At 65.1% G+C, this 24,566-nt stretch carries 26 protein-coding genes; 7 read left to right on the forward strand and 19 right to left on the reverse strand.

Annotated features, from left to right (window positions below; genetic code table 11):
- Positions 1-51 precede the first annotated feature (51 nt).
- The 9 genes from ACHQ4I_RS14390 to dapE all read right to left on the reverse strand — a co-directional run bounded on the left by ACHQ4I_RS14390 (position 52) and on the right by dapE (position 10,383).
- Positions 52-2,292, reverse strand: coding sequence for a xanthine dehydrogenase family protein molybdopterin-binding subunit (locus tag ACHQ4I_RS14390; RefSeq protein WP_420772202.1), 2,241 nt, complete (start codon positions 2,290-2,292; stop codon positions 52-54).
- Positions 2,293-2,368: 76 nt separating this feature from the next.
- Entirely contained in the window at positions 2,369-3,379 is a 1,011-nt protein-coding gene (locus ACHQ4I_RS14395; protein WP_420772203.1) for an FAD binding domain-containing protein, read from the reverse strand.
- Complete coding sequence (locus ACHQ4I_RS14400; RefSeq protein WP_420772204.1) at positions 3,376-3,849, reverse strand: (2Fe-2S)-binding protein; 474 nt, start codon at positions 3,847-3,849, stop codon at positions 3,376-3,378. Before ACHQ4I_RS14400 ends, ACHQ4I_RS14395 begins: the two co-directional genes overlap by 4 nt.
- Positions 3,850-4,097: 248 nt before the next feature.
- On the reverse strand, positions 4,098-5,039 hold the full coding sequence (locus ACHQ4I_RS14405; protein WP_420772205.1) for a glucosyl-3-phosphoglycerate synthase: 942 nt from the start codon (positions 5,037-5,039) through the stop codon (positions 4,098-4,100).
- Complete coding sequence (gene folP / locus ACHQ4I_RS14410) at positions 5,036-5,920, reverse strand: dihydropteroate synthase (RefSeq protein WP_420772206.1); 885 nt, start codon at positions 5,918-5,920, stop codon at positions 5,036-5,038. The genes ACHQ4I_RS14405 and folP overlap by 4 nt, the downstream gene beginning before the upstream one ends.
- 25 nt (positions 5,921-5,945) lie before the next feature.
- Positions 5,946-7,655, reverse strand: coding sequence for a long-chain-acyl-CoA synthetase (locus tag ACHQ4I_RS14415; RefSeq protein WP_420772697.1), 1,710 nt, complete (start codon positions 7,653-7,655; stop codon positions 5,946-5,948).
- Between the two features lie 64 nt (positions 7,656-7,719).
- Entirely contained in the window at positions 7,720-8,328 is a 609-nt protein-coding gene (locus ACHQ4I_RS14420; protein ID WP_420772207.1) for an LOG family protein, read from the reverse strand.
- On the reverse strand, positions 8,322-9,128 hold the full coding sequence (locus tag ACHQ4I_RS14425) for an LOG family protein (protein ID WP_420772208.1): 807 nt from the start codon (positions 9,126-9,128) through the stop codon (positions 8,322-8,324). The genes ACHQ4I_RS14420 and ACHQ4I_RS14425 overlap by 7 nt, the downstream gene beginning before the upstream one ends.
- A gap of 142 nt (positions 9,129-9,270) precedes the next feature.
- Positions 9,271-10,383, reverse strand: a complete 1,113-nt coding sequence (dapE, locus tag ACHQ4I_RS14430; protein ID WP_420772209.1) for a succinyl-diaminopimelate desuccinylase — start codon at positions 10,381-10,383, stop codon at positions 9,271-9,273.
- A gap of 262 nt (positions 10,384-10,645) precedes the next feature.
- Here dapE and dapD point away from each other — a divergent pair, with 262 nt between their 5' ends.
- Positions 10,646-11,593 carry a 2,3,4,5-tetrahydropyridine-2,6-dicarboxylate N-succinyltransferase gene (gene dapD / locus ACHQ4I_RS14435; protein ID WP_420772210.1) on the forward strand — a complete coding sequence of 316 codons (948 nt, stop codon included), beginning with the start codon at positions 10,646-10,648 and terminating at the stop codon, positions 11,591-11,593.
- 386 nt (positions 11,594-11,979) lie between these two features.
- On the opposite strand, the gene ACHQ4I_RS14440 is transcribed toward dapD, so the two are convergent.
- The 4 genes from ACHQ4I_RS14440 to ACHQ4I_RS14455 form a co-directional block, all read right to left on the reverse strand.
- Entirely contained in the window at positions 11,980-12,342 is a 363-nt protein-coding gene (locus tag ACHQ4I_RS14440) for a hypothetical protein (RefSeq protein ID WP_420772211.1), read from the reverse strand.
- Positions 12,343-12,406: 64 nt separating this feature from the next.
- Entirely contained in the window at positions 12,407-13,036 is a 630-nt protein-coding gene (locus ACHQ4I_RS14445; protein ID WP_420772212.1) for an AAA family ATPase, read from the reverse strand.
- Complete coding sequence (locus ACHQ4I_RS14450) at positions 13,033-13,656, reverse strand: 3'-5' exonuclease (RefSeq protein ID WP_420772213.1); 624 nt, start codon at positions 13,654-13,656, stop codon at positions 13,033-13,035. The genes ACHQ4I_RS14445 and ACHQ4I_RS14450 overlap by 4 nt, the downstream gene beginning before the upstream one ends.
- A complete protein-coding gene (locus ACHQ4I_RS14455) occupies positions 13,653-14,819 on the reverse strand; it encodes a radical SAM protein (RefSeq protein ID WP_420772214.1) in 1,167 nt (388 codons plus the stop codon). The genes ACHQ4I_RS14450 and ACHQ4I_RS14455 overlap by 4 nt, the downstream gene beginning before the upstream one ends.
- Before the next feature lie 142 nt (positions 14,820-14,961).
- Between ACHQ4I_RS14455 and ACHQ4I_RS14460 the strand changes: the two genes are divergently transcribed.
- Both ACHQ4I_RS14460 and cyaB read left to right on the forward strand, forming a co-directional pair.
- Complete coding sequence (locus ACHQ4I_RS14460) at positions 14,962-15,750, forward strand: helix-turn-helix transcriptional regulator (protein WP_420772215.1); 789 nt, start codon at positions 14,962-14,964, stop codon at positions 15,748-15,750.
- A gap of 17 nt (positions 15,751-15,767) precedes the next feature.
- Positions 15,768-16,331: a class IV adenylate cyclase gene (gene cyaB, locus ACHQ4I_RS14465; protein WP_420772216.1), complete on the forward strand. Its 564-nt coding sequence runs from the start codon at positions 15,768-15,770 to the stop codon at positions 16,329-16,331.
- A 7-nt stretch (positions 16,332-16,338) separates the two neighbouring features.
- On the opposite strand, the gene ACHQ4I_RS14470 is transcribed toward cyaB, so the two are convergent.
- Positions 16,339-16,665: an HAD family hydrolase gene (locus tag ACHQ4I_RS14470; protein ID WP_420772217.1), complete on the reverse strand. Its 327-nt coding sequence runs from the start codon at positions 16,663-16,665 to the stop codon at positions 16,339-16,341.
- A gap of 139 nt (positions 16,666-16,804) precedes the next feature.
- Here ACHQ4I_RS14470 and ACHQ4I_RS14475 point away from each other — a divergent pair, with 139 nt between their 5' ends.
- Complete coding sequence (locus ACHQ4I_RS14475; protein ID WP_420772218.1) at positions 16,805-17,593, forward strand: MerR family transcriptional regulator; 789 nt, start codon at positions 16,805-16,807, stop codon at positions 17,591-17,593.
- Here ACHQ4I_RS14475 and ACHQ4I_RS14480 read toward each other — a convergent pair.
- The 4 genes from ACHQ4I_RS14480 to ACHQ4I_RS14495 all read right to left on the reverse strand — a co-directional run bounded on the left by ACHQ4I_RS14480 (position 17,537) and on the right by ACHQ4I_RS14495 (position 20,872).
- Positions 17,537-18,172 (reverse strand): GNAT family N-acetyltransferase, encoded by a 636-nt coding sequence (locus ACHQ4I_RS14480; protein ID WP_420772219.1) that lies wholly within the window; start codon positions 18,170-18,172, stop codon positions 17,537-17,539. The genes ACHQ4I_RS14475 and ACHQ4I_RS14480 overlap by 57 nt on opposite strands.
- 87 nt (positions 18,173-18,259) lie before the next feature.
- Positions 18,260-18,544: a hypothetical protein gene (locus ACHQ4I_RS14485; RefSeq protein WP_420772220.1), complete on the reverse strand. Its 285-nt coding sequence runs from the start codon at positions 18,542-18,544 to the stop codon at positions 18,260-18,262.
- A gap of 370 nt (positions 18,545-18,914) precedes the next feature.
- A complete protein-coding gene (locus ACHQ4I_RS14490) occupies positions 18,915-19,304 on the reverse strand; it encodes a PPOX class F420-dependent oxidoreductase (RefSeq protein ID WP_420772221.1) in 390 nt (129 codons plus the stop codon).
- Between the two features lie 137 nt (positions 19,305-19,441).
- Positions 19,442-20,872, reverse strand: a complete 1,431-nt coding sequence (locus ACHQ4I_RS14495) for an acyl-CoA synthetase (protein ID WP_420772222.1) — start codon at positions 20,870-20,872, stop codon at positions 19,442-19,444.
- A 131-nt stretch (positions 20,873-21,003) separates the two neighbouring features.
- Here ACHQ4I_RS14495 and ACHQ4I_RS14500 point away from each other — a divergent pair, with 131 nt between their 5' ends.
- Positions 21,004-21,852 (forward strand): oxygenase MpaB family protein, encoded by an 849-nt coding sequence (locus tag ACHQ4I_RS14500; protein ID WP_420772698.1) that lies wholly within the window; start codon positions 21,004-21,006, stop codon positions 21,850-21,852.
- 26 nt (positions 21,853-21,878) lie between these two features.
- Here ACHQ4I_RS14500 and ACHQ4I_RS14505 read toward each other — a convergent pair whose 3' ends face one another.
- On the reverse strand, positions 21,879-22,508 hold the full coding sequence (locus ACHQ4I_RS14505) for a TetR/AcrR family transcriptional regulator (RefSeq protein ID WP_420772223.1): 630 nt from the start codon (positions 22,506-22,508) through the stop codon (positions 21,879-21,881).
- Between the two features lie 186 nt (positions 22,509-22,694).
- Between ACHQ4I_RS14505 and ACHQ4I_RS14510 the strand changes: the two genes are divergently transcribed.
- Positions 22,695-23,579, forward strand: coding sequence for an oxygenase MpaB family protein (locus tag ACHQ4I_RS14510; protein WP_420772224.1), 885 nt, complete (start codon positions 22,695-22,697; stop codon positions 23,577-23,579).
- A gap of 102 nt (positions 23,580-23,681) precedes the next feature.
- Positions 23,682-24,551 carry an oxygenase MpaB family protein gene (locus tag ACHQ4I_RS14515; protein WP_420772225.1) on the forward strand — a complete coding sequence of 290 codons (870 nt, stop codon included), beginning with the start codon at positions 23,682-23,684 and terminating at the stop codon, positions 24,549-24,551.
- The last annotated feature ends 15 nt before the right edge of the window (positions 24,552-24,566 follow it).

Consider the following 24,566-nt stretch of genomic DNA (forward strand, 5'->3'; position numbering starts at 1 on the left):
CCGGATCCACGCAATCGGTATCCCGGCTGAATCCGGCATGATCTGTGCTGGTCAGAGCAGGTGTTCGAGGCGGAGGGGGATTTCGCGGATGCGGTGGCCGGTGGCGTGGTGGACGGCGTTGATGACGGCGGCGGCGGCGCCGACCATGCCCAGTTCGCCCAGGCCCTTGACGCCCAGGGGGTTGATGAAGGGGTCGTCGACTTCGATGAAGGAGATGTCGACCTCGGGGGCGTCGGCGTTGACGGGAACCAGGTATTCCAGGAGTGAGGAATTGGACCAGCGGCCGTCACGAGGGTCGGCGATGGTGCCTTCCATGAGGGCTTGGGACAGGCCCCAGTTCAGGCCGCCGAGCACTTGGCTGCGGGCCAGCTTGGCGTTGAGGACGCGGCCGGGGGCGAAGGCGCCGACCATGCGGCGCACGCGGATCAGGCCGAGTTCGGGATCGACGGCGACCTCGGCGAACTGGGCGCCGAAGCTCATCATCCCGTGCCGGGTCGGATCGGCGCTCGGCCGCCAGCTGCCGATCGCCTCGATATCGGTGAGGCCGCGGCGGCCGAGCACGTCGGCGTAGGAATCGACCAGCGTCGGTTCGGCTTTCGGGCGCAGCCGACCGTCGACGCCTTCGAGCAGGTGCGGGTCGTAGCCGTGCAGCGGCGACTTGTCATCCGCGATGGCGAGGTCGATAACCTGGGCCAGCAGTTCGATACACGCGGTGTGCACCGCCGCGCTGATCATGCCCGCACCCATCGAGCCGACGGCCGCGGCGATATTCGGATATTCGGTGGTGCCGATATCGATGCGGATCCGGTCGAACGGCACCCCCACGGCATCGCCCGCGACCTGGGTCATGGCGGTGGCGATGCCGGTGCCGAAGTCCTGGGTCGCGGCCTGCACGACCAGCGAGCCGTCCGCGAACAGCCGAGCATGGGCTCGCTGCGGCTGGCCGGGCAGATAGACCGGATAGCCCGCAGTGCCGACGCCCCAGCCGATCCGCCAATTGCCGTCGACACGTGGAGTTTTCGGTCGTTCGCCGGTCCAGCCGAAGCGCTCGGCGGCCTGTTTCAGACATTCCAGGTAGCCGTCGGAGGTCCACGGGTTACCGGTCTGCGGATCGACGGCCGCGTGATTGCGGCGGCGCAATTCGACCGGGTCGAGCCCGATTTCGTCGGCCAGCTCATCGATCGCGCACTCCAGCGCGACCATGCCGGAGGTCTCGCCGGGACCGCGCATGAAAGTCGGCGTCATGATGTTGCCCTTGATCAGCCGATATCGCCCGTCCCAGTTGGGAATTCCGTATGCCTTGCCCGCGACCTCGAGGGACAGCTCGGCCCAATCGTCGAATTGTGAGGTCACGGAAAGCTTGTGGTGGCGCAGGCCGCGGATGCGGCCGTCGGCATCGGCGGCCAACGTGATGCGCTGCTCCTGTTCCTCGCGCAACCCGGTGCCGTAGAACATCTGCTCACGGTTCAGGACGACCCGCACCGGTCTGCCCAGCTCCCTGGCGATCAGCGGCGCGAGGGTGACGTGCGGCCACATCATGGCCTTACCGCCGAATCCGCCGCCGACGTAATCGGCGACTACCCGCACCTTGCCCGGCGAAATGCCCAGATACGCGGCGATTGTCAGCTGCGAGGCCACGATGCCCTGGGTCGAGTCGTAGACGGTGACCGAATCGCCGTCCCACATGGCGGCGGTGGCCGAGCATTCGATCGGATTGTGGTGATTCGCGGCGAAATGGTAAGTGGTGTCGACGGTATGGACCGCCTGCGTCGCGGCCGCCTGGAAATCGCCGCGGGACTGGGTGGCGGGCACCAGACCGCAGAAGACCTTGTCCGGCTGGTATTGCCGATCGCGTCCGTCGTCGAGCCGGACCATGGCGGGCTCGGCCAGGTAGGTCGCCTCGATCAGCCGGGCGGCCTGCTGCGCGACCTCGAAGGTATCGGCGACGACCACCGCGATCGGCTGTCCGAAGTAGTGAATCGTGGTGCCCTGCATGGGAAAGAAGCTCTGCCCGGGCGCGGGTCCGCCGTATGCCGAAGGAAATATCGGTACCTTGGCGACCTTGGGCAGGTTCTCGTGTGTGAATACCGCGACGGCACCGGACTTCAGCGCGGCCGAGGTATCGATCGAGGTCACGGTGCCGCTGCCGATTTCGGCACCGACGAGGACGCAGTAGGCGGCATTGGGCATCGGAATCTCGGCGGTGTAGCGGGCCGAGCCGGTGACCTTGGCGCGACCGTCGACGCGGTCTATCCCCCGACCGACCAGCTGGGCCGCGGCTGGTGCGCTCATGCCTCCACCTCGCTGGCGCTCGGTTCCGGCATGACCGCGTGGGCGGCTGTGTTCATTGTTCGCTCGCTTCGCTCGCTCATTCCCAGCCCTCCTTCGCGACGATTCGGTCGGTGACGGTCGTCAGCGTGCGCACCAGGGTGCGTTGCGCCAGTGCGATTTTGAACCGATTCATCGGATGGGTGGCATCGGCGGCCGCCAGCTCGACGCCGGCGGCGGCCGCGAAGTTGTCCTTGGTCGCGGGCTTGCCGATGAGCGCCGCTTCGGCGATCCGGGCGCGCCACGGTTTGGTGGCAATGCCGCCGAGGCCGATGCGGACGTCGTGCACGGCACCGTGCTGTAGATCAAGCGCCACCGCCGCCGATGCGGCCGCGAATTCATAGGATTCGCGATCGCGCACCTTCATGTAGTGCGAGTTCACGGCGTACGGCAGGGCCGGCACATCGATGCGGACGATGAGTTCGTCCTGGGCGATCGGATGCTCGAGATGCGGGGTATCCCCGGGCAGCAGGAAGAAGTCGTCGAATGCGATGGCGCGCGTGCCCTTGGGCCCCTGCACATGTACGACCGCGTCCAATGCGGTCAGCGCGATGGCGACATCGGAGGGGTGCATGGCGAAGCAGTGGGCACTGGTGCCGAGCACCGCATTCCCGCGATGCAATCCCTCCAGCACACCGCAGCCGCTGCCCGGATCGCGTTTATTGCACGCGTAGGCGGTATCGCGGAATCCGGGACAGCGCACCCGCTGCATCAGATTGCCGCCCATCGAGGCCATATTGCGGATCTGCGCCGAGGCGCCCTTCCACAGGGCGGTCGACAGGAACGGATACCGTTGGATCACACCGGGATCGGCGGCCACCTCACTCATCCGCACCATCGCGCCGATGCGCAGACCACCGTCGGCGGTGTGTTCGAGATCGGTGAGCGGTAGCCGGTTGATATCGACCACGTTGTCCGGCTCCATCGCGCCGATGCGCAGCATATCGACCAACGTGGTTCCACCAGCGAGGAATACGGTATTCGGGCGGGCGGTCACCGCGGCGATGGCCTCGTCAACGGTCTCGGCCCGGGCGAAGGATATCGGCTTCATTTCGACGCACCGCCCGACATCTCGTCGCGGGCGCTCTTTATCGCCTCGCGAATGTTCTGGTAGGCGGCGCAGCGGCAGATATTGCCGCTCATCCATTCCGCGATCTCCTCGTCGCTGCCCGCGTGCCCCTCCTCGATACACGCGATGGCCGACATGATCTGTCCCGGTGTGCAGTAGCCGCATTGGAATCCATCGTGGGTGATGAAGGCCTGCTGCACCGGATGCAGCTCCTCGCCCTCGGCGACTCCCTCGATCGTGGTGATATCGCGGCCCTCCATGCTGAGGGCCAGGGTGAGGCAGGACAATTCCGGCTTGCCGTCGACCAAGACCGTGCACGCGCCGCACGCGCCCTGATCACAGCCCTTCTTGGTGCCGCTGAGATGCAGATACTCGCGCAAGGCGTCGAGCAGGCTCACTCGCGGTTCGATGGCGACCGGGAAGGTATGGCCGTTCACCCGCAATGTCGCCAATGTATAACCTGGACCGGCAAATTCAGGGCTTCGAATATCGTGCTTCGGTAGTTCGCGAATGGTCATCGACTCGTCACTCCTGCTCATCGAGTGTGCACGTAGCGCAATAGCTTCGAACGACGGAAAAGCAATCTCGGATTTGAAGAAAATCCTAGCTTCCGGCCAGCAAACGCGTAGGAGTAACCGAGAACGCACGAACCCCGGACGCGGCGCGCGCCCGGGGTTCGTATCGGATCGGTTTGTGCAGGTCAGGCCGCGGCGCAGGCCGGGCGCAGGGTATTCATCGGCGGGCGATCGACGAGCGAGACCTGCGTGCTGTGTGCGGTGAAGGCATCGCCGATCAGCGGGAACTGGGTCAGCGCCGCACCGGAATCCTGCACCCCGCTGCGACCGAGCACGGTGCCGAGGATCTGACGGCTCATCACGCCGAGATCGGCGAGCGGGCGGTTGCGGTGCGTGCGCACGCCCAGATTCACCTGACCGATCGCGGACAGGCCCAGGCGATCGTAGGTGTCGAGGAGCAGGCCGATCTCCACGCCGTAGCCGGGGGCGAACGGCACCGAGGTCAGCAGTTCACGGGTGCCCGCGTATTCGCCGCCGAGCGGCTGCAGCACCTGCGAGAGTTCCGGTCGCAATGCGGCCAGCAGCGGACGGGCGACGAGTTCGGTGACGCGACCGCCACCGTGCGCGTCCACCGCACCCGCCTGCCGCAGCGGCCTGCGGTAGTAGGCCTTCACCAAATGCATATCGTCGACCAGCAGCAGCGGGCCGAGCAGCTTCGGCACGAAGGCCGGATCCGGGTCGATGAGATCGGAGTCGACGAAGGCGATGACATCGCCACTGGTCACGGCCAGCGACCGCCACAGCACCTCGCCCTTGCCCGGCATCGGATCCAGTTCGGGCACGGCCTGTTCGCGACTGATCACCTCGGCGCCCGCGGCGAGCGCGCGTTCGGCGGTGGCGTCCGTCGAACCGGAATCGAGCACGATCAGCTCATCGACGAGAGTGCCGAGCAGCGGCCGAATGCTGGCCACCACATCGGCGACGGTGTTTTCTTCGTTCAATGCGGGCAGCACCACCGAAACGGTGCGGCCGCGCTTGGCGGCGACGAGTTCGTCGACCGTCCAATCCGGGATGTCCCAGGTATTCGTCGTCGCCCAGCCGGGGCTGTCGTGGTGGTGGAAATTCATACCAGACCTCGCAGGGTTCGTGCGGGGGGCCGGATGCCCTGTATCGCGGCGATCATGTCCACGACGCGCCGCGTTTCGGCAACCTCGTGAACTCGGAAGACTCGGGCGCCGACGGCCGCCGACCATGCTGTTGCTGCCAATGTGCCCTCCAACCGTTCGGATAGCTCGACACCTAAAGTCTCCCCGATAAAATCCTTGTTGCTCAGCGCCATCAAGACTGGCCATCCGGTATTTACAAGAACGTCGATTCCCCGCAACAACTCGAGCCCGTGGTAAGTGTTTTTGCCGAAATCATGGGTCGGATCGATCAGAATCGAATCCTTGCGAACCCCGGCCGCGGCCGCATCTTCTGCGGCGCGCACCACGGTTTGCGTAACTTCTGCCACCACATCGGCATAGCGCACCCGATGCGGACGGGTGCGCGGGACCGCCCCGCCGGTGTGGCTGCACACGATGCCGACGCCGCGATCGGCGGCCACCCGGACCAGATCCGGGTCGGCGCCCGCCCAGGTGTCATTGATCAGATCCGCGCCGGCGGTCACCGCGGCATCGGCCACCCCGGCACGCCAGGTATCGATGCTGATCAGTAGCTCGGGATACTTTTCTCGGATGGCCGCGACGAACGGGACCACGCGGCGGGCCTCTTCCACCGCGTCCACCAGGGTGCCGGGCCCGGCCTTCACACCGCCGATGTCGACCAGGTCGGCGCCCTCGTCAACGGCCCGCGCGACCGCGTCCATGGCGGCCGCGTCGGTGAATGTGGCGCCTCGGTCGTAGAAGGAGTCGGGGGTGCGGTTGACGATGGCCATCACCAACGCCCGATCCGTCGCCACCGGCTTGCCGCACAGGGTGGGAAGCGGCGCTGCGGTGGGGCTGAACATGGTTCCGACTGTAGCTTCCCGGGAACTATTGCTTCGGGGCGCGGGCCGCGGCGACGTCGGCGGCGTATTCGTCGTAGGCGGGGATATAGCCCTCGGTGCGACCGGCCAGTACATACAGCTGGCTGTCGGCGTCGGGGGTGTAGCCCTGTTTGCGGAGTTCGACCTTGCGGCTCTTGAAGGTGGAGGTCTGTTCGAGTTCGGCGACGACCCGGATGAACAGCGGTACCGCGTAGCCGGGCAGCCGCGAGTAGGCCAGTTCGGCGAGCGCGTGGCCGTCGAACTCGGCGCCCGGGAACAGCGTCACCGCCGCCATGCCCGCCTTACCGTCCGTGCCCGGGATATCGACGCCGAAGACGACGGCCTGCGAGATCGCATCGGATTCGGCCAGCGCGCCCTCGACCTCGGTGGTGGCCACGTTCTCACCCTTCCAGCGGAAGGTATCGCCGAGCCGATCGACGAAGGCGATGTGATGCCAGCCCTGATCGCGGACCAGATCGCCGGTATCGAACCAGACGTCGCCGTCGGTGAAGCCGTCGCGCACCAGCTTCGCCTCGGAGGCGGCCCTATCGGTGTAACCGTCGGCGGGCGAACGGCTGGTCACCTTGGCCAGCAGCAGGCCGACGCCGCCGCTAGGCACACGGCGCAGCCGACCGTCCTTGTCGCGCTTGGCCTTTCCGGTCGCGTCGTCGTATTCGACGATGGCGTAGGGCAGCGGCCCGAAACCGGCCGTGCGATCCACCCCGAAGGCGTTGACGAAGGCGATATTCACCTCGCTGGCGCCGTAGAACTCGACGATCCGGCCGATGCCGAAACGGGACTTGAACTCATCCCACAGCTCCGGGCGCAGCCCATTGCCGACGGCGAGCCGGACCCGATGCTGCCGGTCGGTCGGCTTGACCGGCTGATTGAGCAGGTAGCGGCAGAGTTCACCGATGTAGATGAATGCGCTCGCCTGCTCGCGGATGATCTCGTCCCAGAACCGGGAGGCCGAGAACTGCCTGCCGAGCGCGAAGGTGGCGCCCGCGGCGAGCACCGACGACAGCGCGACCGTCAGTGCGTTGTTGTGGTAGAGCGGCAGGCAGCAGTACAGAGTGTCATTGCCGCGCAAGCGAATTCCGAGTCCGCCGAGTCCGGCCATGCTCTTGGTCCAGCGCAGATGTGTCATCACGCTGGCCTTCGGCAGTCCGGTGGTGCCGGAGGTGAAGATCAGGAAGGCGCGCTCCTTCGCGGTGACCTGCGCACAGCTCGGCGGGTCGGTGGCGTCCGCGTCCCGGGCGGCCTTGTCCAAGTCTTGCGAAAAGAGCACGTTGGCAAGGGGTTCGGCGAGCGAGTCCAATGCCGCGCGGCATTCCTCGCCGACCACGTTGAGCACGCTGTCGAGCAATCCGAAGCTGTGGGCGAGCACCTGATCGCGCTGGTTGTGGTTCAGCAGGCCGACTGTCGCACCGAGTTTCACGGTGGCCAGCACCACGAACAGGGTTTCGGGACGGTTGGTCATCAGCACGCCGACCACGTCACCGCGTCGCACACCCCGGTCGGCGAGCACGGCCGCATACCGGTTGACCTCGGCGTTAGCCGCGCCGTAGCTGAAGGACCGGCCCTCGTACTTCAGGAACGGCCGGTCGGGATGGCGGTGTGCGTTGCGTTGGAAGTACAGGCCGACCGAGGATTCATCTTCCGGCCGCACCAGCATGCCGAGCGCGCCACGCAGCATGGACGGCGCGTCTAATGCCATGCGCGGCAACTGCTTTGCGATATCGAACAGGCTGACGGCGGGGCGGGCGTCGATGCTCACTGGGTCACATCTCCTCGTCGAGAGTGGTGCCGGGCTCATCCGTCACCGAGGGTTCTTGCACCGCACCGGGTTTCAGCGCCGCGAAGGCGGCGGCCAGATCCTCGACCACGGTGACCCTGGCCATGGCCCACTCGGATACGAACTTCCGATCGTAGAGCTGGCCCAGCCAGTCGAATAGACCTCGATAGAAACCATTGGGATCGAGCACAACCACCGGCTTGTTGTGTTGGCCCAGATACCCGCCGGTCCAGGTCTCGAAGAATTCCTCGAGGGTGCCGATGCCGCCGGGCAGGGTGAGGAAGGCGTCGGCGCGATCCTCCATGACCTGTTTGCGCTGGCGCATGGTGTCGGTGACGATCAGCTCGTCGGCATCGACATCGGCCACTTCCTTGTGCACCAAATGTTTCGGGATCACGCCGATGGTGTGCGCGCCGCCGGCGCGGGCGCCGGTGGCCACCGCGCCCATCATCGAGACGTGACCGCCGCCGGAGACCAATTGCCAACCGCGCCTGGCGATCTCGGTACCGACTCGGGCCGCGAGCGCGAGCAGTTCGGGTTCGCCGGTGCTGGCCGAGCAGTAGACACACACCGCGTACCCGCGCTCGCTCACCACTGGTCCTCCGTACCGATGGTGTCGGTGCCATTATTCGCTGCTGCGGTCGACAGGATGATCTGCACGAGCTCCTCGACGCTGTCGGTCACATGCAGTAGACCGAGGTCGCCGGGTGAGATCTTGCCCGAGCCGCCGAGCGAATCGCGCATCCAGTCGACGAGTCCGGCCCAGTATTTGCTGCCGAACAGGATGATCGGGAAGCGGGTGATCTTGTGGGTCTGCACCAGGGTCAGCGCCTCGAACAGCTCGTCCAGGGTGCCGAACCCGCCTGGCAGACAGATAAATGCCTGCGAGTACTTCACGAACATGGTTTTGCGCGCGAAGAAGTAGCGGAAGTTGATGCCCAGATCGACCCACTCGTTGAGGCTCTGCTCGAAGGGCAGCTCGATGCCGAGTCCGATCGAGTAGCCGCCCGCCTCCGAGGCGCCGCGGTTCGCGGCCTCCATTACGCCCGGACCGCCGCCGGTGATGACCGCGAACCCGGCCTGCGCCAGCGCGCCGCCGATCGCCACGGCGGCCCGATACTCCGGATGATCCGCCGGAGTACGGGCCGAGCCGAAGACGGTGACCGCGCGCGGCAGTTCGGCGAGCGCACCGAAGCCCTCGACGAATTCGGCCTGGATGCGCAGCACCCGCCACGGATCGGTATGCACCCAATCGCTCGGGCCGTGCCGGTCCAAGAGGTTCTGGTCAGCGGTGCCGCCCGGCTTGCGATCGCGGCGGAACATGATCGGTCCGCGGAATTTGGGTGTCGACTTCGGCGTGCTTACGGTCTCGTTATCGGCGGCTTCGGTGGACATGGCGCACACGCTACCGGGCTCCCCCGCCTCCCCGAATCTTTAGGCGCCGGACTCAGGCGCGGCGATTGTGACGTTGGCGGGCGGCGGTTGAGTTGCGGGCAAGTTAGCCCGTCCCCGGCGAGTTACCCATGTTCTTACGAAATCAGCGGGCTAGTTCGACAGAATCCGAGACTCGTTCGGTCAGGTAGGTGCGCAGGGTCGCCGCGACGGTGGTGATCTGGGCGACCGGGACGTGTTCGTCGCGCTTGTGGGCGAGGTTGGGGTCGCCGGGACCGAAGTTCACCGCCGGGATGCCGCGGGCGGCGAAGCGCGCGACATCGGTCCAGCCGTACTTGGCGCGCACACTGTCGGCGCCGACCACGGTGATCAGGTCCTTGGCGGCGGGGGCGGTCAGGCCGGGCAACGCGCCCGCGGCGGAGTCGATGAGCTCGAAACCGAGCTCGAGTCCGTCGAATACCGCGCGCACATGTTCGGTGGCCTGCTCGACGGTGCGGTCCGGGGCGAAGCGGAAGTTCACCTCGACCTCGGCCTCGTCCGGAATCACATTGCCCGCCACCCCGCCCCCGATGCGGACCGCGGAAAGGCCCTCGCGATAGACGCAGCCGTCGATATCGACATCGCGGGCCTTGTAGTCGGCGAGCCGCTGCAATACCGGGGCCAGCCGGTGAATCGCATTGTCGCCCCTCCAGGATCGCGCCGAATGCGCGCGCACGCCCTTCGTCGTGAGCCGGACGCGAAGGGTGCCCTGGCAACCCGCCTCGATGACGCCGCCGGACGGTTCACCGAGGATTGCCAGATCACCGACGAGCCAATCCGGCAGCTCGCGCTCGATGTGGTTGAGGCCGTTGTGCCTAGCGGCGATCTCCTCGCAGTCGTAGAAGATCAGCGTCAAATCGTGCACGGGTTCGGCGACGGTCGCGGCCAGATGCAGGAATACCGCGTCCCCGGATTTCATATCGACGGTGCCGCAGCCGTAGAGCCGGCGCTCCCCCGCCTCGTCCACGAACATGCTCGGGACATTGTCGGCGATGGGCACGGTGTCCAGATGACCGGCGAGGATGACCCGAGTCGGCCGCCCCATGTTGGTGCGCGCGAGCACCACATTTCCGTGCCGCAGTACCTCGAAACCCGTGGTCTGCTCGCGCAGCGCCCGCTCGACAATGTCGGCAATGGTCGCCTCGTCCCGAGAAACGCTGGGGATGTCGACGAGAGCCGCGGTCAGCGTGATGGGGTCGGCGCGCAAGTCGATGGTCACGGCTGCCAGCCTACGGCCGCGACATCGGCCCGGCGGTTGCGCCCATCGCCATCGTCACAACGGTGGTTCGACGACCGACAGGAATCAGCCGTGCGGTGCCACGACACCACCTACACGGCTGGTCGGATCGTCGGCGACATCAATGGTCAGCCCACCTGCATCGGGCCGAGTGAGCGGAGCTCGGCACCGCGCGGTCGCTATCGGCGCGCACTGGTCGACGTGGCTGACCACCGTCATCGATGGGTGGGTAACCTCTGATGACGTGAGCATTCAGGGAGCAGCAGCAGTCGGTATCGCCAATGTGACCGCGGACGGGACCGTATTGGATACGTGGTACCCGAATCCGGAGTTGGGCGCATTCGGTGACACCGGCACGAAGCGCCTGGATGAAGCGCCCGCGGAATTCGCGGCGCTGCTCGGGTTCGACGAGGCGCGCGGGGTCGATGTGATCGCGGTGCGGACCACCATCGCCGATCTGTCCGCGGCCCCGGTCGACGCGCACGATGTGTACCTGCGGCTGCACCTGCTCTCGCACCGGCTGGTCAAGCCGCACCAGGTGAGCCTGGAGGGGCAGTTCGGGCTGCTCAGCAATGTGGTGTGGACCAACCACGGTCCGGCCGCGGTGGAGGGCTTCGAGGCGACGCGCGCCAAGCTGCGCGCGCGCGGGCCGGTCACGGTGTACAGCATCGACAAGTTCCCCCGGATGGTCGACTACGTCGTGCCGTCGGGCGTGCGCATCGGCGACGCCGACCGGGTTCGCCTCGGCGCGCATCTCGCCTCGGGCACCACCGTGATGCACGAGGGCTTCGTGAACTTCAACGCGGGCACCCTCGGCGCCTCGATGGTCGAGGGCCGCATCTCCGCGGGCGTGGTGGTCGGCGACGGCTCCGATATCGGCGGCGGCGCCTCCACCATGGGCACGCTGTCCGGCGGCGGTACCACCATCATCTCCATCGGCGAGCGCTCCCTGCTCGGCGCCAACTCCGGCCTCGGCATCCCGCTCGGCGACGACTGCGTGCTCGAGGCAGGGCTCTACCTGACCGCTGGCACCAAGGTCAGCACCCCCGACGGCACGGTCGTCAAGGCCGCCGCCCTCAGCGGCCAGAACAACCTCCTGTTCCGCCGCAACTCCACCACCGGCGCCGTCGAGGTCGTCCCCCGCAAGGGCACCGGCATCGAACTCAACGCCGACCTCCACGCCAACGACTGAGCGTTCGTCCGCCTCTCCCTAGATCGTTCCGCGCGAATTCTCTTATTGATTGCTTTCGCTGCCGGGAGGGTTCGCGCTCGGGGGAGGTGGTGCCAACTCCGAAAGCTTGCTCAGCACTTCGCGAATCGTCTGTATCGTCGGCCCGCCGTGTGCGCACAGTTCACTGTCCAGTGGCGGGAAAGTGATCCCTCGTGCGGCGGCGCGCTCGCGCGGGCTCGAAGTCTGCGGTGCGAGTCGGCCCGCATCCACCAATGTGCGGTACGCTGCGGCTTTCCATAGGCAGCAGGCGACCCGGCAGGCGAGATGACGTTGCATCTGCTTGTGTGCCAGTTCGACATCGGCTCGTTCGCAGACCTGCGAGGGCGTCACGATCACGGTCCTGTTCATCACGCCCCCGTTTCGATCGGTGCCGGGTACATGACCCGCGCCCAAGTCTCTGCCGGGCACACGGTTTCCAGGTCGAAATCTTCGCAGACCCGCGCTGGCTGGTTATCGACGTGGGCCAGGTCGTACACCACGATCGCCACCACGCCCAGCCCCGCCGCGATACCCAGCGCGTAGCCGATCGGGTCGGTAGTGCCTTGTGGGGGCCGCACCGTGTAGAGGTATCGCAAGCCCAGCGATCGGGCGTGCCGCTCGACCGCGACCGCGTGTCGAGGCGCGTCGAGTCCGGAGACGGCCCCGCGCACGAGTCCGATCGCTTTCGGTCGGCGGTCGCCATCTGGGATGTCAGGTTCTGCGGGTTGCATGCTCTCACCACCAGTAACTGTCAGTTGCATTGTGAGTGAAGGGGATTAGGGAGGATCAGGCCGCTCACGCGGTGGCACTGACGGGGCCGGGGATCGCGTCGTCACCGAGTTGTTCGGCGACGAAACCAGTCGCCAGTGCCAGCGCAGCCTCATGGCCGTCGGCGGCCAGAGGCAGCCATGGCAGCGCCAACTCATTCAGCACCGCCCCGACGTGGTGGTCGGCCAGTGTCCGGAATTTCTGGTTGCCGTCGCGGGTCTTGTTGGTGCCCAACGGAATATCCGGGTCGAGCTGCGTGCGGAAGACGAGGTGATAGCGGTCGCTATGGGCGCGAGCCAGCGTTTCCAGATATGCCCATCCATCCGGGTCCGGGGTCTCGCCCCGATAGTCCAGAGCGGCCCGGTAGTAGCCCAGCGCGTCGGGGACCGCGCGGTCGACCAGCACCACATCGCCGTGCAGCCATGCCTCGAGTTCGTTGCTGATCCCGCGCGTCATGATCCACAACGTGGAGGTCCACGTGTGATTCCACAGGATCGGCAACCCCAAGCGTTGCGCTTGTTCGCCCAGGTCCGCGACCGTGGAGACTTGCAGGCCCGTCCGGCGTAGCTCGTGAGCCAGCCGGGCAAGGAAGGTGCTCTTGCCGGTGGAATGGGTGCCGACCACCGCGATGGTGACCGGCTGATCGAGGGAATTCACCACAAACCTCCTTCGGGTTCTGGGACAGGCAGAAACTCGGGAAGGCCAGCCGCAGTGACCAACTCGGGCCAGTCCAGTTCGCCATCGGTGATCAATGCGCACAGCAACTGCCACGCTGCCCAGGTGTCGTATCCGGCGCGGTGGTAGCGCTGCCCGGCAACGGTGCTGGTGTCGAGTTGGCCACGTTCGATGAGTTTGTCCAGCGCATACGAATCCAGCCCCTGCCAAACCGTCTTTGCCAGGCGCAGCGTGTCCAGAATCAACGGCGGGTTCCAGTCCGGCAGATGCGCTGTGAGGACCTTGCGCTCGACGGTGGCGTTGTGGGCGACCAGCACCCGCCCGCACAGGGCTTCGTCGATCTCGTCGGCGACCTCTCGCCAGGGCGAGCAGTCGGACAGATCGGCGTTGGTGATTCCGTGGACCTTGCGCGTGACGATCGGTGTCACCGGCTGTTGCGGCTGGATCAGCCACGACCGCAACGCATCCGGGGTCGTCGGCCCGTCCACCAGCAACACCGCGATCTCGATGATCTCGGGTGGGTTCTGCCCGTTGCCCTCCACGTCGACCACGGCCAATTGCCGCTCGTGCAGGGTGTTCGGGAACGGAATCGGTGTCGTCATGATGGCGTGTTCTCCCTCGTGGCGGGCCAGCCCAGGTCGGCGCGGCCGTGACGGTTGTGGTGGTGTGGTTTGTCGATGTCGTGGACCTGGTACCCGTGACCGTGCTGGAGGCAGTAGCGGCGCTGTTCGTCCAGCCCGGACACGACCACAGCGCGGTCGTTGACCTCTACGAGGGTGCCGCCCAGGTCGGCGGCCTGATCGGCGACATGCCGTTCGTCGGGGCGTCGCCATGCCCGAGCACACCGCTGTAGCTGTGCGACCGGGCAGATGTCGCACAGTTCGCTGATGCTGTAATGGCCGTTGTAGTCGGCGATTCCGTGCGCGTAGGCGACCGCGCAACTGGTCTTGCGGAACAATGGGGAACCGGGCCGACTGGTGTCGGCAGCATTGAGAATCCGTCGTTCCAGCGCCTCGGGGAACACCTTGCGCCGGGCACCGTCCGGATAGGGTTCGGGCAGTCCGTTCGCCCGGTAGTAGTCGCGGATCTGGTCTTTGAAGAACAGTCCAGTGAACACCGTCGCGTGCGCGTGCTGGCTCAGCGTGAGCGCACGGCGTAGATGCTCATCCGAGTCGTTGAGACCCGGCACGATCGGCCGCCAGTACAACACCACCCGATAGCGGTCCGCACGCTCGAACGCCGTCACCAGCGACCGCGCCGCGATCGCAGAGTCCACAGGTTCGACCCGAGGGTCATCGATACCCGAATGCGTCACCAGCACAGTGACTTTCAGATTCCTGATCGAGTTCAGGACCGCGCAGTCCTCCGGCTCGATCCGCCACCGAGTGATCACCAGAACGTGGTTGGTCAACCCGCGCGCATCCAGCAGTTTCAACATGGTGAAGGTGTGCTGCTTGACCCTGGGCAACATCGGGTCGGTAGCCCGGTTCAGCAGCTGGATCGGTGTCACGTGCGGCCGGAAGTACCGATGACCGGTCAGCAGGTCGGCGGCCTCCTGGTCGTCCATCAGCGCTCGCGGAACCTTCATCTCGAAGTTGTCGAACAAATGCCGCACGCAATACCCGCAATCCAGCGGGCACCCCACAATCCAGTTCAGACTGAGTCCGGACTTGCGGTACTCGATCACATCCAGTAGTTCCGGCCGCATTCTCGCTCGCTGTGCCACGTCCAGCAGCGGAACACCGTGGCGGGTCGTCGTTCTCATGGCCTGCGCCTCCAACTCGATTCCAGGCCACCGGTTTTGCGGTGCCTACAACGAGCAGACCGCCGCATACCCAAGGCAAGGAAGGTGGCAAATCGACCGAAACCCGATTTGCCACCCCCACGCGATAAGCCAGAATGAACCCATGAACAGGGGGCTGACGACCGACCCGACCAGCCAACCGGAACGGCAGCCAGCGACCATTGCCGACGAGCTGGCGCGCGAAATCAAGAGACTCAGACTCAGTTCCGGCCTGAGTCAGCGCGCGCTGGCAGCCAAGATCGGATACTCGCGTCAGTATGTCTCCATGGCCGAGTGGGAGAACAGTGATCTTCCCTCAGCAGAGTTGATCTGTGCCATCGACACCGCTCTCCACGCAGGTGGTGAATTGGTGGCGCTACGCGCCACGGCTGGATCCCGCCAACGGGCCGAAATCAGCACGACCTATCCATCACAAGCCGAAGCCACCAAAGAGATCCGAGACCTGACGGCCGCCGCCAGCAGGATCGACGTCATGGCGGTCAGGGGACTCGGCATCCTGGGTCTCAATGATTCACTGCTGCGTGATTTACTCCCTGCACAAGCACGACTTCGAGTTCTATTGCTGGACCCCGAATCCGACGCAGTAGCCACGCGAGCCGAGGCGATCGGAGAGTCTGCCGAATCTTTCGCAGTGGGCATACATTTGTCGATCGCACGCATCAAAGAACTGGCGGATGCAGGTAGACCCGTGGAGATTTACACCTATAGCGAGGTTCCGGTGTGGCGGATCATCAAGATAGACGAGGTCCTCTTCGTATCCGCTTTCACTACGAATCGCGAGGGCCATACATCGCCCACACACCGTGTCGATCCGAATAACCAAGGTGTTCTGCATCATGCGTTCGTTACCACCGTGGAACGAGCCGTGTCGAGCGCGACCCGAATCGTCTGAAACAATTGGAGCCGAAGATGATCGAAGCAGAATACAAGGCGAAGCTCACTAACCCGGATTCGGTTCGAGCGAGACTGAAGGAACGGGCCGACGCTGAGAACGTGTCCTATCGGGATGTTTATTTCGACACCGAGGACAATGAACTTGGACGAGCTGATCGAGAATTTCGCCTCCGAACCATCACCGGCGCGGGCGAGACGCGCCACCTGCTGACGTTCAAGGATTCTGCGGTCGACGCCGCAACAGGTTCCAAGCCCGAGTTCGAGACCGTCGTCGGTGAGCGAGAAGCACTGGAAGAGATCATCGCGCAGCTCGGGTATATACCCATGATCGAACTGACAAAACACTGTGAGAACTTCCGGTTCACCAGTACCGGCCATGAGCTGCTGGCAACCGTCGTGACGGTCCCTGAGATCGACGGCACGTTCCTCGAGCTGGAGACGCAGGCTACCGAGGAGGACCTCCACGCGGCACTGGCCGATCTGCGGACGGTGCTGGCCGAACTCGGTGTGTCAGAAGACCAGCTGACCACCGAACTCTATACGGATGCTGTTGCGGCAGTACGTAATCGGCCGAAGTGAATCAGAGTCAACCGCTGAATCTTGCTCGCCGCTGAAACATCGGTTCGGGAACTTCGGGAGAGGATTGAAACCCTCGAGGTCTACGCAGATTTCCGGTCAAGACCGTCTGCACGAACCCGTGTTCGTGCAGCGAGGCAATGGAATCAAACGCACCGGGATACGCTGGCTGCTCACGGGCGAGTTCCTGTTCCCCCTCGAACATCACACGGGCCAGTACCTCGTGAAACCGCTCGACACCCTCTTCGGCAACTTCCGACTGCCCGCGTAAGCCGCACTCATACCGAGCATTCTGGCTGAGGTCTGTCTGAGCGGCACTTTGCGCGTCCGTGTCCATGATGGGTGGCCTACCGGCCGACTCGGCAATACAGCATGTTTCCGTAGCGTTGTTGTCGCGAGATTCAGGAGGAGGTTTCGGCTTGCTCCTGACGTAACGTCAGGTCCTAGCGTCGGCGGTACCAGCGCAAGGTGCGCTGGTGGAAGTGAGATGGAAGCGGATGGGCGAGACGGGAATTGAGCAGGTGTGGAAGGTCGGTGAGCTCGCGACCGAGGCCGGATTGACGGTTCGGACGTTGCATCATTACGACCGCATCGGGTTGGTGCGTCCCGCCCGGCGCACCAATACCGGTCACCGCCTCTACACCGCAGCCGATGTCCAGCGCGTGTATCAGGTTTTGGCATTGCGTCAGCTGGGTCTGGGATTGGACCAGATCGCGAACGTGCTCGCGGGCACCGCGGCAATGGCGCGGGTGTTGGCCGCGCATCGCGATTGTCTGGCCGCTCAGGTGGTTGCGATGCAGGACCTGCATGCCCTAGTGGCGACGCTGGCGACAACTGCGGAGAACCGGCCCGACATCTCCGCGAATCACTTCCTGGAATTGATCAGGAGGACTGTCATGGTCGACGACACCGTCAAGCAATACTTCACCCAAGAGAATGCCAAGGCTTTCACCACCCTCTATTTCGCCCAGCTCACGGCCCGACAGAGCACACTGGAGCTTTGGTATGCCGAGGATGCGCAACTCACAGTCGGGGACACACCGTATGTGGGCACGACGGCGATCTTCGAGCAGCTCGTCCGATTCCCGCAGGCTGGGTACAACGTCAACGCGATTGATGTCCAGTCGGACACCGATGCCACTACGCTTCTTCGGGTGACTGGACATCTCATGCTGGACGGAGCTCCGGATGCTCGTCCGTTCGAGACATCATTCACGCTGAACAACTCCTCGATGATCGCCGTCCAGTCCTTCCAAGGCATCTAGCGCCCCGTCCAGGTAGCTCGTGTTGGTAAGGGTATGTTGCTTGACGAGACTCCGACTCCCGAGCAGTGCAATGCCCTCGTTCAGTCCAGCCTCTTTTCGAAGCAGTGGTCTACCAGCGGGTCGTCGCCGTACGGCGGGATCTCGGCGTATCCGTGCTTCGCGTAGAGGGCGGGCCTCCACGAGATCCTTGCGTGTGGTCAGGCGGATCGTGCGGGCGTCGAGTTCGCGGGCGGCGACCTCGGCCGAGCCGAGCAGTGCGGCGCCGCCGCCGTCGCCGCGTGCATCGAGGCGGACGAACATGCGCGTCAGCTCGAGTGTCTGCGCGTCGAGGCGGCGCAGGCCGACGCAGCCGACGGCCTCGCCGCTTCGGCGCGCGAGCAGCAGAAGGCCGGTGGGCGGGGTCAGGTCTTCGCTGTCGTGGCCATCGGCAAGATGCCGGTCGATCTCCGCGTCATCGGTGGGACGGCCGTAGTAGCGGCTGATCATCTCGGCCAGGTACAGCCGGAGGATGGTGGCGGCCTCGGGCGAACCCGGCTCGGCGGGCTCGATCGCCCACGGGGCAGACCCGTTCTCTGTCACGGCATCATCCTCCCCCACTCGTCAATCGAATTACGTTCCCGACCAACGGTTTTCGCGTCCATTTCGGCAGAGTGAGCTAATGCCTCGTCAAGCAACGTACGGCAGGTAATGCGGTAGCCGGATCTTGGAGTCGACGGCGAAGTCGCGTTTGGGTTCGGCGTGCTGGTTGCGCCAGCGGATGTAGGCGGCGATCGCGTCGTCCTGCTCGCCGTGGCTGCGGTGGTCGGCGCCGTTGAGCGCGAAGTACCTCAGTGCGGTGAACTCGGACTCAATCCAGTTCAACCAGCTCGAGTAGGTCTTGGCAACCTTCTGCAACCGTCGCCCCTCCTCGGGAGTCACCGCGCGCACGAACACTTCCGGTTTCCGAGCCACGACACCACCAAGTCGACACCCTTACCAACACGACCTACCTGGACGAGGCACTAGATCGCGATTGGACGATCCCGCCAGACCTTCGTGTCACGCGATGCCACAAATTGGCTTCAGCTGAAGCGTGCGTTCTCAGGTCGCGCGCTTCTTGGCTATTACCTCGCGTTCCCTGAGTCCAATCGCCGCCGCCGTGTGTGACCCAACCGGCGACAAAATTTGGGAACCGCCATCTATAGCTGGGGGTCGCAGCTCCTGGGTGGTTGCTGGTCAGCCGTCGCCCGCTTGTCATCAATCCCGCCATTTAATGACTGACGTCGACCAACGACACTCGCACGCGCCAACGCTAGTAATCGATATCACAGCCGAATCGGCATTACGCGTGGCTGACTCCGGCCTCCAGGCCGAAGGCGATGATCCGCGTGGGATGGATGCGGATCATTTCCCGGGAGACGCCGGGGATGTAGGGCTCTACGTCGGTCAGTTGTTCGGCGGTGCCGCGGATTTCGAGGCAGCGCACGCGCCAGGGTTGGATCGAGGCGATGTCGTCGACGACGAAGGCGACGTGGTTGTTGGTGGCGATATTGCGGAACTTCCAGGATGTGCCCATATTCCAGCCCGCGATATCGATGGTGCCGAGTTCGGCGTTGTAGCGGAAGCCGACGGGGCTGTTCTGGGGTGAGCCGTCGGGGCGCACGGTCGCCAGTCGGCCGAGGCGTTGGGTGTGCAGGTAGTCGATCTGTTCGGGGGTCAGTGCTGCGCTCATATCCGCGACCGTAGAACCTGAACTTAAGTTGAGGTCAAGCAGTCCGCGGCGGTCAGTCGGCCTGAGCGTGCACCTCTCGCGCAGATGTGGCAAAAATCGCCGGATTCAGCGGAAAGTGCGCGCGCAGGCCGTTGTGTTCACCCCAGCAGCTTCTTCTGTACCTTCCCCATGGCGTTGCGGGGGAGCGAGTCCACGACGCGGACCTCGCGTGGGCGCTTGTGCACCGAAAGCTGCTCGGCCACATGCTCGATGAGGTGCTTCTCGATGGAATCCGGTGCGGCACCGCGCAGTACGACATAGGCCACGATGCGCTGTCCCAGATCGGCGTCGGGGAGTCCGACCACTGCGACCTCGGCGACCTCCGGATGTCCGAGCAGCACGGTCTCGACCTCACCCGCGCCGATTCTGTACCCGCCGGACTTGATGAGGTCGACCGATTCCCGGCCCACGATGCGATGGAAACCATTTGCATCGATGGCCGCGACATCACCGGTCTTGAACCACCCGTCGTCGCTCCAGCATTCGGCGGTTGCCTCGGCCCGGTTGTAATAGCCGTCGAATAGCATCGGGCCGCGGATCTGTAGCCCACCGATGCTCTCGCCGTCGTGCGGGACGTCCGCGCCCGCCTCGTCCCGGAGCCGGGTCTCGACGCCCGCGACGGGAGTACCGACCCAACCGGGGCGGCGTTCCCCGTCGGCGCGAGTCGATAGCGTGATCATCGTTTCGCTCATGCCATAGCGCTCGATCGGCGGGTGCCCGGTGAGTTCACGAAGACGCTCGAACACCGGCACGGGCAGCGGCGCACTACCCGATACGAGCAACCGCGCATCACCCAATTGCCTTGCCGCATCGGGGTCTTCGACAATGCGCGACCATACGGTCGGCACACCGAAATAGAGCGTGCCACGGGCGGCCGCGTACGCCTGCGGCGTCGGCTTGCCGGTGTGGATCAGCGGGCTGCCCACCCGCAGCGGCCCGAGCACGCCGAGGATGAGCCCGTGCACATGGAACAGCGGAAGTCCGTGCACCAGTACGTCATTCGGCGTCCAAGCCCACGCGTCGGCGAGTGCGTCCAGCCCGGCGGCAATGGCACCGCGGTTGAGCACGACTCCCTTGGGCAGACCGGTGGTCCCCGAGGTGTAGAGCACGAATGCCGGTGTGGCAGGGTCGGGTTCGGGATAGGTGTGCCAGGAGCGGGCATGTACGCGCACCGGCACCACCGGCAGCTCCGTGCCCTCCGGCGCCTCTCCCAACCAGGCCTGCGCGCCCGAATCGGTGAGGATATGCGCCAGTTCGGCGGTGCCCGAGTCCGGCGGCACCGGCACCACGGTTACGCCCGCGATGAGGCAGCCGACGACCGCGAGCACCGTGGTCACGGTCGGCCGGGCCAGCACCGCCACCCGATCCGCGCGCGCGATGCGCTCGGCCACCGACGTAGCGGCGCCGAGTAGATCGCTGCGCGACAAAATCACCCCGTCGATCGTCACGGCATCAGGGATATCCGCTCCAGCCGCGACGGCGAGCGGGTTGAGCGAACGAAGCAGCAGCGGTGGCGGATCGAACGACATTCGCTCACGCTACTTCGGCGCGGCACCGCACCTCCACACTCCCCCTTGACAGCGCCGTGGCGGTTGACACGCCCCTGAGGCAGTGAGAATGTTGACCCATATCCTTCTCAACGATGAGAACGGGGTCGCTGATGACCAACCCGCTTCGAAAGCCAACGCCCGACGCCGAGGACACCTTCGACATCGAGCAGTACCTCGATGGCGTCGCCGCCTTCTTCGGCGGCACGGCGAATGTCATCATGCAGCTCAGTACACCGCCGGTCGGCTACGGCGTGCTGGAGAGCACCGTCGACAGCGGCAAGGTCATGCTGCATCCGATCAAGCGGCTGCGCACCACGCTGACCTACCTCTCGGTCGCCTTGCTCGGCACCGACGATGAACGCGCGATCTACCGCGACGCCGTCAATGTGTCGCATCGCCCGGTCAAGTCGACCGCGGCGAGCCCGGTGAAGTACAACGCCTTCGATCCGGGGCTGCAGCTATGGGTCGCGGCCTGCCTGTATTGGGGCGCCCGCGACCTCTACGAGCGCATGCACGGCCCGATGCACGACACCGAGGCGGAGGCCTTCTACTACTACGGGGCCCGACTGGGCACCACCCTGCAGATGGGTCCGCAGATGTGGCCCGCCGATCGTGCCGCCTTCGACAAGTACTGGACCGAGAATCTCGCGAAGACCAGGATCGATCCGCCGATCCGCGACTACTTCAACGACCTGATCGATCTGAAGATGCTCCCGCTCCCCGCCCGGCTGCCTTTCGCTCGGTTCCACCGTTTCGTGGTCACCGGCCTGCTGCCCGAACATCTGCGCGACCAGATGGGCATGACCTGGACCGCCCGCGACGATCGAATCCTCGACGCGATCCTGCACGCCCTGGGTTCGGTGACGGCGCGAATGCCCAAGCAGGCCAGGATGTTTCCGATCAATGCCTACCTGTGGGACATGCGCGTCCGCAGGCGGTTCGGCCTGCGCCTGGTGTGATTCGACGGATGGCAGTCGGCGCAGCGCTACAGCCGGAACGAAACGGCCACATGCTCGCGCGCGAACTTCCGGATCGCGGCGTCGTCGTCGAGCGGGAGCACCGTTTGCGGAGTAAGTGCCAATGACAGCGCCGTCCGGGCGATCATCTCGGCGACCGGCTCCGGGTCGTACTCGGGCAACTTGCGCTCGTCTTGCAGCCGGGTAATGAATTCGGCCAGGTAGTCGCGTCCGAGCTCGATGACCGGTGCGCCCTTGACCGTGAGATACGGCAGCACGATCTCCGGCTCGGTCTTCAACAATCGGTCGAGCAGCTTATTGCCGCGCAAACCGTTCAGAAACGCGACGAACAGCTCCACGATCTGGTCCTCGGCACTGGCGTCGCGATCGACCTGCCGCTGCAGGGCCGCGTCCACCTCCTCGACGAACTGGCGCGCCTGCCGCATCCCGACCGCCTGGATGAGATCGGACTTGCTCGCGAAGCGCCGATAGAGCGTGGCCAGCGACAGTCCGCACCGCCGTGCGACCTCCACCATGCTGGTCCGCTTGATGCCGAAATCCAGGAACGCCAGCAGGGCGGCGTCCAACACCCGCGTCTGATTGCGGTCTTCCGGGCCCGTGCTGCGCACCAGGGCCAGCAGTCTGGTCAGCGTCGCCATAACTTCCGCCCCTATTTCCGATCCGATGACACGATGACACCACTAGCATTGCATGCCATCAGCCGCGCCACTTCCGAACGCCCCCGAAAGCGTGATTGACACCACTCCGAGGCAATGAGAAGGTTGATGTAGAACCTTCTCATCCTCCGCTCCGCAGCGGATGGCCATAGAAAGGCGAGGTCAACGATGACCGAACCACTCCGCAGCGCCGATTACGTGTCGATTCCCGACCGGGTCGGACCCGCCGCCGTCGAGCCCATTACCCCGGAAACCGTCGAACAGTACATCGACGGAGTCGCGGCCTTCCTGGGCGGAACCGCCAACGTGATCATGCAGCTGAGCCTGCGCCCTGTCGGGCGCGGCGTGCTGGAGAGCACCGTCGACAGCGGCAAGGTCATGCTGCATCCGATCAAGCGGCTGCGCACCACGCTGACCTATCTCGCGGTCGCGCTGATGGGCTCGGAGCAGGAGCGCAGGCTCTACCGGGACGCGGTCAACGAGTCGCATCGACCGGTCCGCTCGACCTCGGCGAGCCCGGTCAAATACAACGCTTTCGATCCGACACTGCAACTCTGGGTTGCCGCCTGCCTCTACTGGGGCATCGACGACCTCTACACCCGTATGCACGGACCGATGGAACCCGATGTGGCCGAGGCCTTTTACCGCTACTGCGCCCGACTCGGCACCACCTTGCAGATGCGACCGGAGATGTGGCCCGCCAATCGTGCCGAGTTCCAACGGTATTGGGACGAAAACCTGCCGGAGCGCGGCGTCGAGCCCGCTCTGCGCGACTACTTCAACGACCTCATCGACCTGAAGATGATGCCGCGTCCGATCCAATTGACCTTCGCCCGCCTCCAGCGCTTCGTCGTGACCGGCCTACTGCCACAACATTTGCGCGACGAGATGCGGTTGACCTGGACCGAATACGATCAGCGCCGCTTCGATCGGCTGTTGCGGGTGATCTCGGCAGTGCACACCCGGCTGCCGAAGCCTGCGCGGATGTTCCCGCTGAACGCCTACTTGTTCGAGGTTCGTCGGCGCATCCGTTTGGGTAAACCGCTCGTGTAAGGGGATCGTTTGACACGCTATCGAGGTGATGAGAAGGTTGATATAAATTCTTCTCATCACCTTTTCGTTCGACGCTGATAACCCTGAAAGACGAGGCCAACGATGACCTTGCCGCTACCCGCAGAGCCGCACGAACCGGTACCGACCTGCCGATACGGCACCGTCGACGACTTCGCCATGGACGAGTTCTGGAGCGGCGTCGCGGCCTTCCTCGGCGGGACGGCGAACGTCATCATGCAGCTGAGCCTGCGGCCCGTCGCCTACGGTGTCATGGACAGCACCGTCGAATCCGGCCGGATCGATGTGCACCCGTGGAAGCGGACGCGCACCACGCTGACCTATCTCGCGGTGGCGCTGATGGGCACCGAGCAGGACCGCGCGATCTACCGCGAGGCCGTCAACGGCTCGCATCGCGCGGTGCATTCCGAGCCGGGCAGCCCGGTCAAGTACAACGCCTTCGACCCGAAGCTGCAACTGTGGGTTGCCGCCTGCTTGTATTGGGGCTTAGTCGATTTGGAGGAGCGGCTGCACGGTCCGATGGACGAGGACACCGCGGACGTGCTCTACCAGTACGCCGCACGGCTCGGCACCACCCTGCAGATGCGTCCGGAGATGTGGCCCGCCGACCGAAAGGCCTTCCAGGAGTACTGGAATACCACTCTGGCCACCAAGACCGTCGACGCCCGCACCCGCGAGTACTTCAACGATCTCATCGACCTGAAGATGGTCGCCCTGCCGGTGCGCGTACTCGCCCCGCTGCAGCGGTTCCTCGTGACCAGCCTGCTGCCGCCGCACCTGCGCGCCGAGATGCGCATGAGCTGGAGCGCGCGTCAGGAGCGCTTCGCGAACGGAATGCTGCGCGCGATCGGCGCTGTGCACCGCCGACTTCCGAAGCAGGCCAGGCTATTTCCGATGAATCTCTGCCTGTGGGATATGCGCAGGCGGCATCGGCTCGGCAAGCCGCTGGTCTGAGCTCACCCACCCCGC

The sequence above is a fragment of the Nocardia nepalensis genome, assembly GCF_048910785.1.
Lineage (GTDB): Bacteria > Actinomycetota > Actinomycetes > Mycobacteriales > Mycobacteriaceae > Nocardia > Nocardia nepalensis.

Excerpts from the sequence above, each read along its gene's own strand:
- ACHQ4I_RS14405 (WP_420772205.1), bottom strand. The coding sequence starts at position 5,039 with ATGAATTTCCACCACCACGACAGCCCCGGCTGGGCGACGACGAATACC.
- ACHQ4I_RS14510 (WP_420772224.1), top strand. The coding sequence starts at position 22,695 with ATGACCGAACCACTCCGCAGCGCCGATTACGTGTCGATTCCCGACCGG.
- cyaB (WP_420772216.1), top strand. The coding sequence starts at position 15,768 with ATGATCGAAGCAGAATACAAGGCGAAGCTCACTAACCCGGATTCGGTT.
- ACHQ4I_RS14495 (WP_420772222.1), bottom strand. The coding sequence starts at position 20,872 with ATGTCGTTCGATCCGCCACCGCTGCTGCTTCGTTCGCTCAACCCGCTC.
- ACHQ4I_RS14505 (WP_420772223.1), bottom strand. The coding sequence starts at position 22,508 with ATGGCGACGCTGACCAGACTGCTGGCCCTGGTGCGCAGCACGGGCCCG.
- ACHQ4I_RS14425 (WP_420772208.1), bottom strand. The coding sequence starts at position 9,128 with ATGTCCACCGAAGCCGCCGATAACGAGACCGTAAGCACGCCGAAGTCG.
- ACHQ4I_RS14450 (WP_420772213.1), bottom strand. The coding sequence starts at position 13,656 with ATGACGACACCGATTCCGTTCCCGAACACCCTGCACGAGCGGCAATTG.
- ACHQ4I_RS14500 (WP_420772698.1), top strand. The coding sequence starts at position 21,004 with ATGACCAACCCGCTTCGAAAGCCAACGCCCGACGCCGAGGACACCTTC.
- ACHQ4I_RS14455 (WP_420772214.1), bottom strand. The coding sequence starts at position 14,819 with ATGAGAACGACGACCCGCCACGGTGTTCCGCTGCTGGACGTGGCACAG.
- ACHQ4I_RS14470 (WP_420772217.1), bottom strand. The coding sequence starts at position 16,665 with ATGGACACGGACGCGCAAAGTGCCGCTCAGACAGACCTCAGCCAGAAT.
- ACHQ4I_RS14460 (WP_420772215.1), top strand. The coding sequence starts at position 14,962 with ATGAACAGGGGGCTGACGACCGACCCGACCAGCCAACCGGAACGGCAG.
- ACHQ4I_RS14490 (WP_420772221.1), bottom strand. The coding sequence starts at position 19,304 with ATGAGCGCAGCACTGACCCCCGAACAGATCGACTACCTGCACACCCAA.
- ACHQ4I_RS14515 (WP_420772225.1), top strand. The coding sequence starts at position 23,682 with ATGACCTTGCCGCTACCCGCAGAGCCGCACGAACCGGTACCGACCTGC.
- ACHQ4I_RS14390 (WP_420772202.1), bottom strand. The coding sequence starts at position 2,292 with ATGAGCGCACCAGCCGCGGCCCAGCTGGTCGGTCGGGGGATAGACCGC.
- ACHQ4I_RS14440 (WP_420772211.1), bottom strand. The coding sequence starts at position 12,342 with ATGCAACCCGCAGAACCTGACATCCCAGATGGCGACCGCCGACCGAAA.
- folP (WP_420772206.1), bottom strand. The coding sequence starts at position 5,920 with ATGTTCAGCCCCACCGCAGCGCCGCTTCCCACCCTGTGCGGCAAGCCG.
- ACHQ4I_RS14395 (WP_420772203.1), bottom strand. The coding sequence starts at position 3,379 with ATGAAGCCGATATCCTTCGCCCGGGCCGAGACCGTTGACGAGGCCATC.
- ACHQ4I_RS14415 (WP_420772697.1), bottom strand. The coding sequence starts at position 7,655 with ATGGCATTAGACGCGCCGTCCATGCTGCGTGGCGCGCTCGGCATGCTG.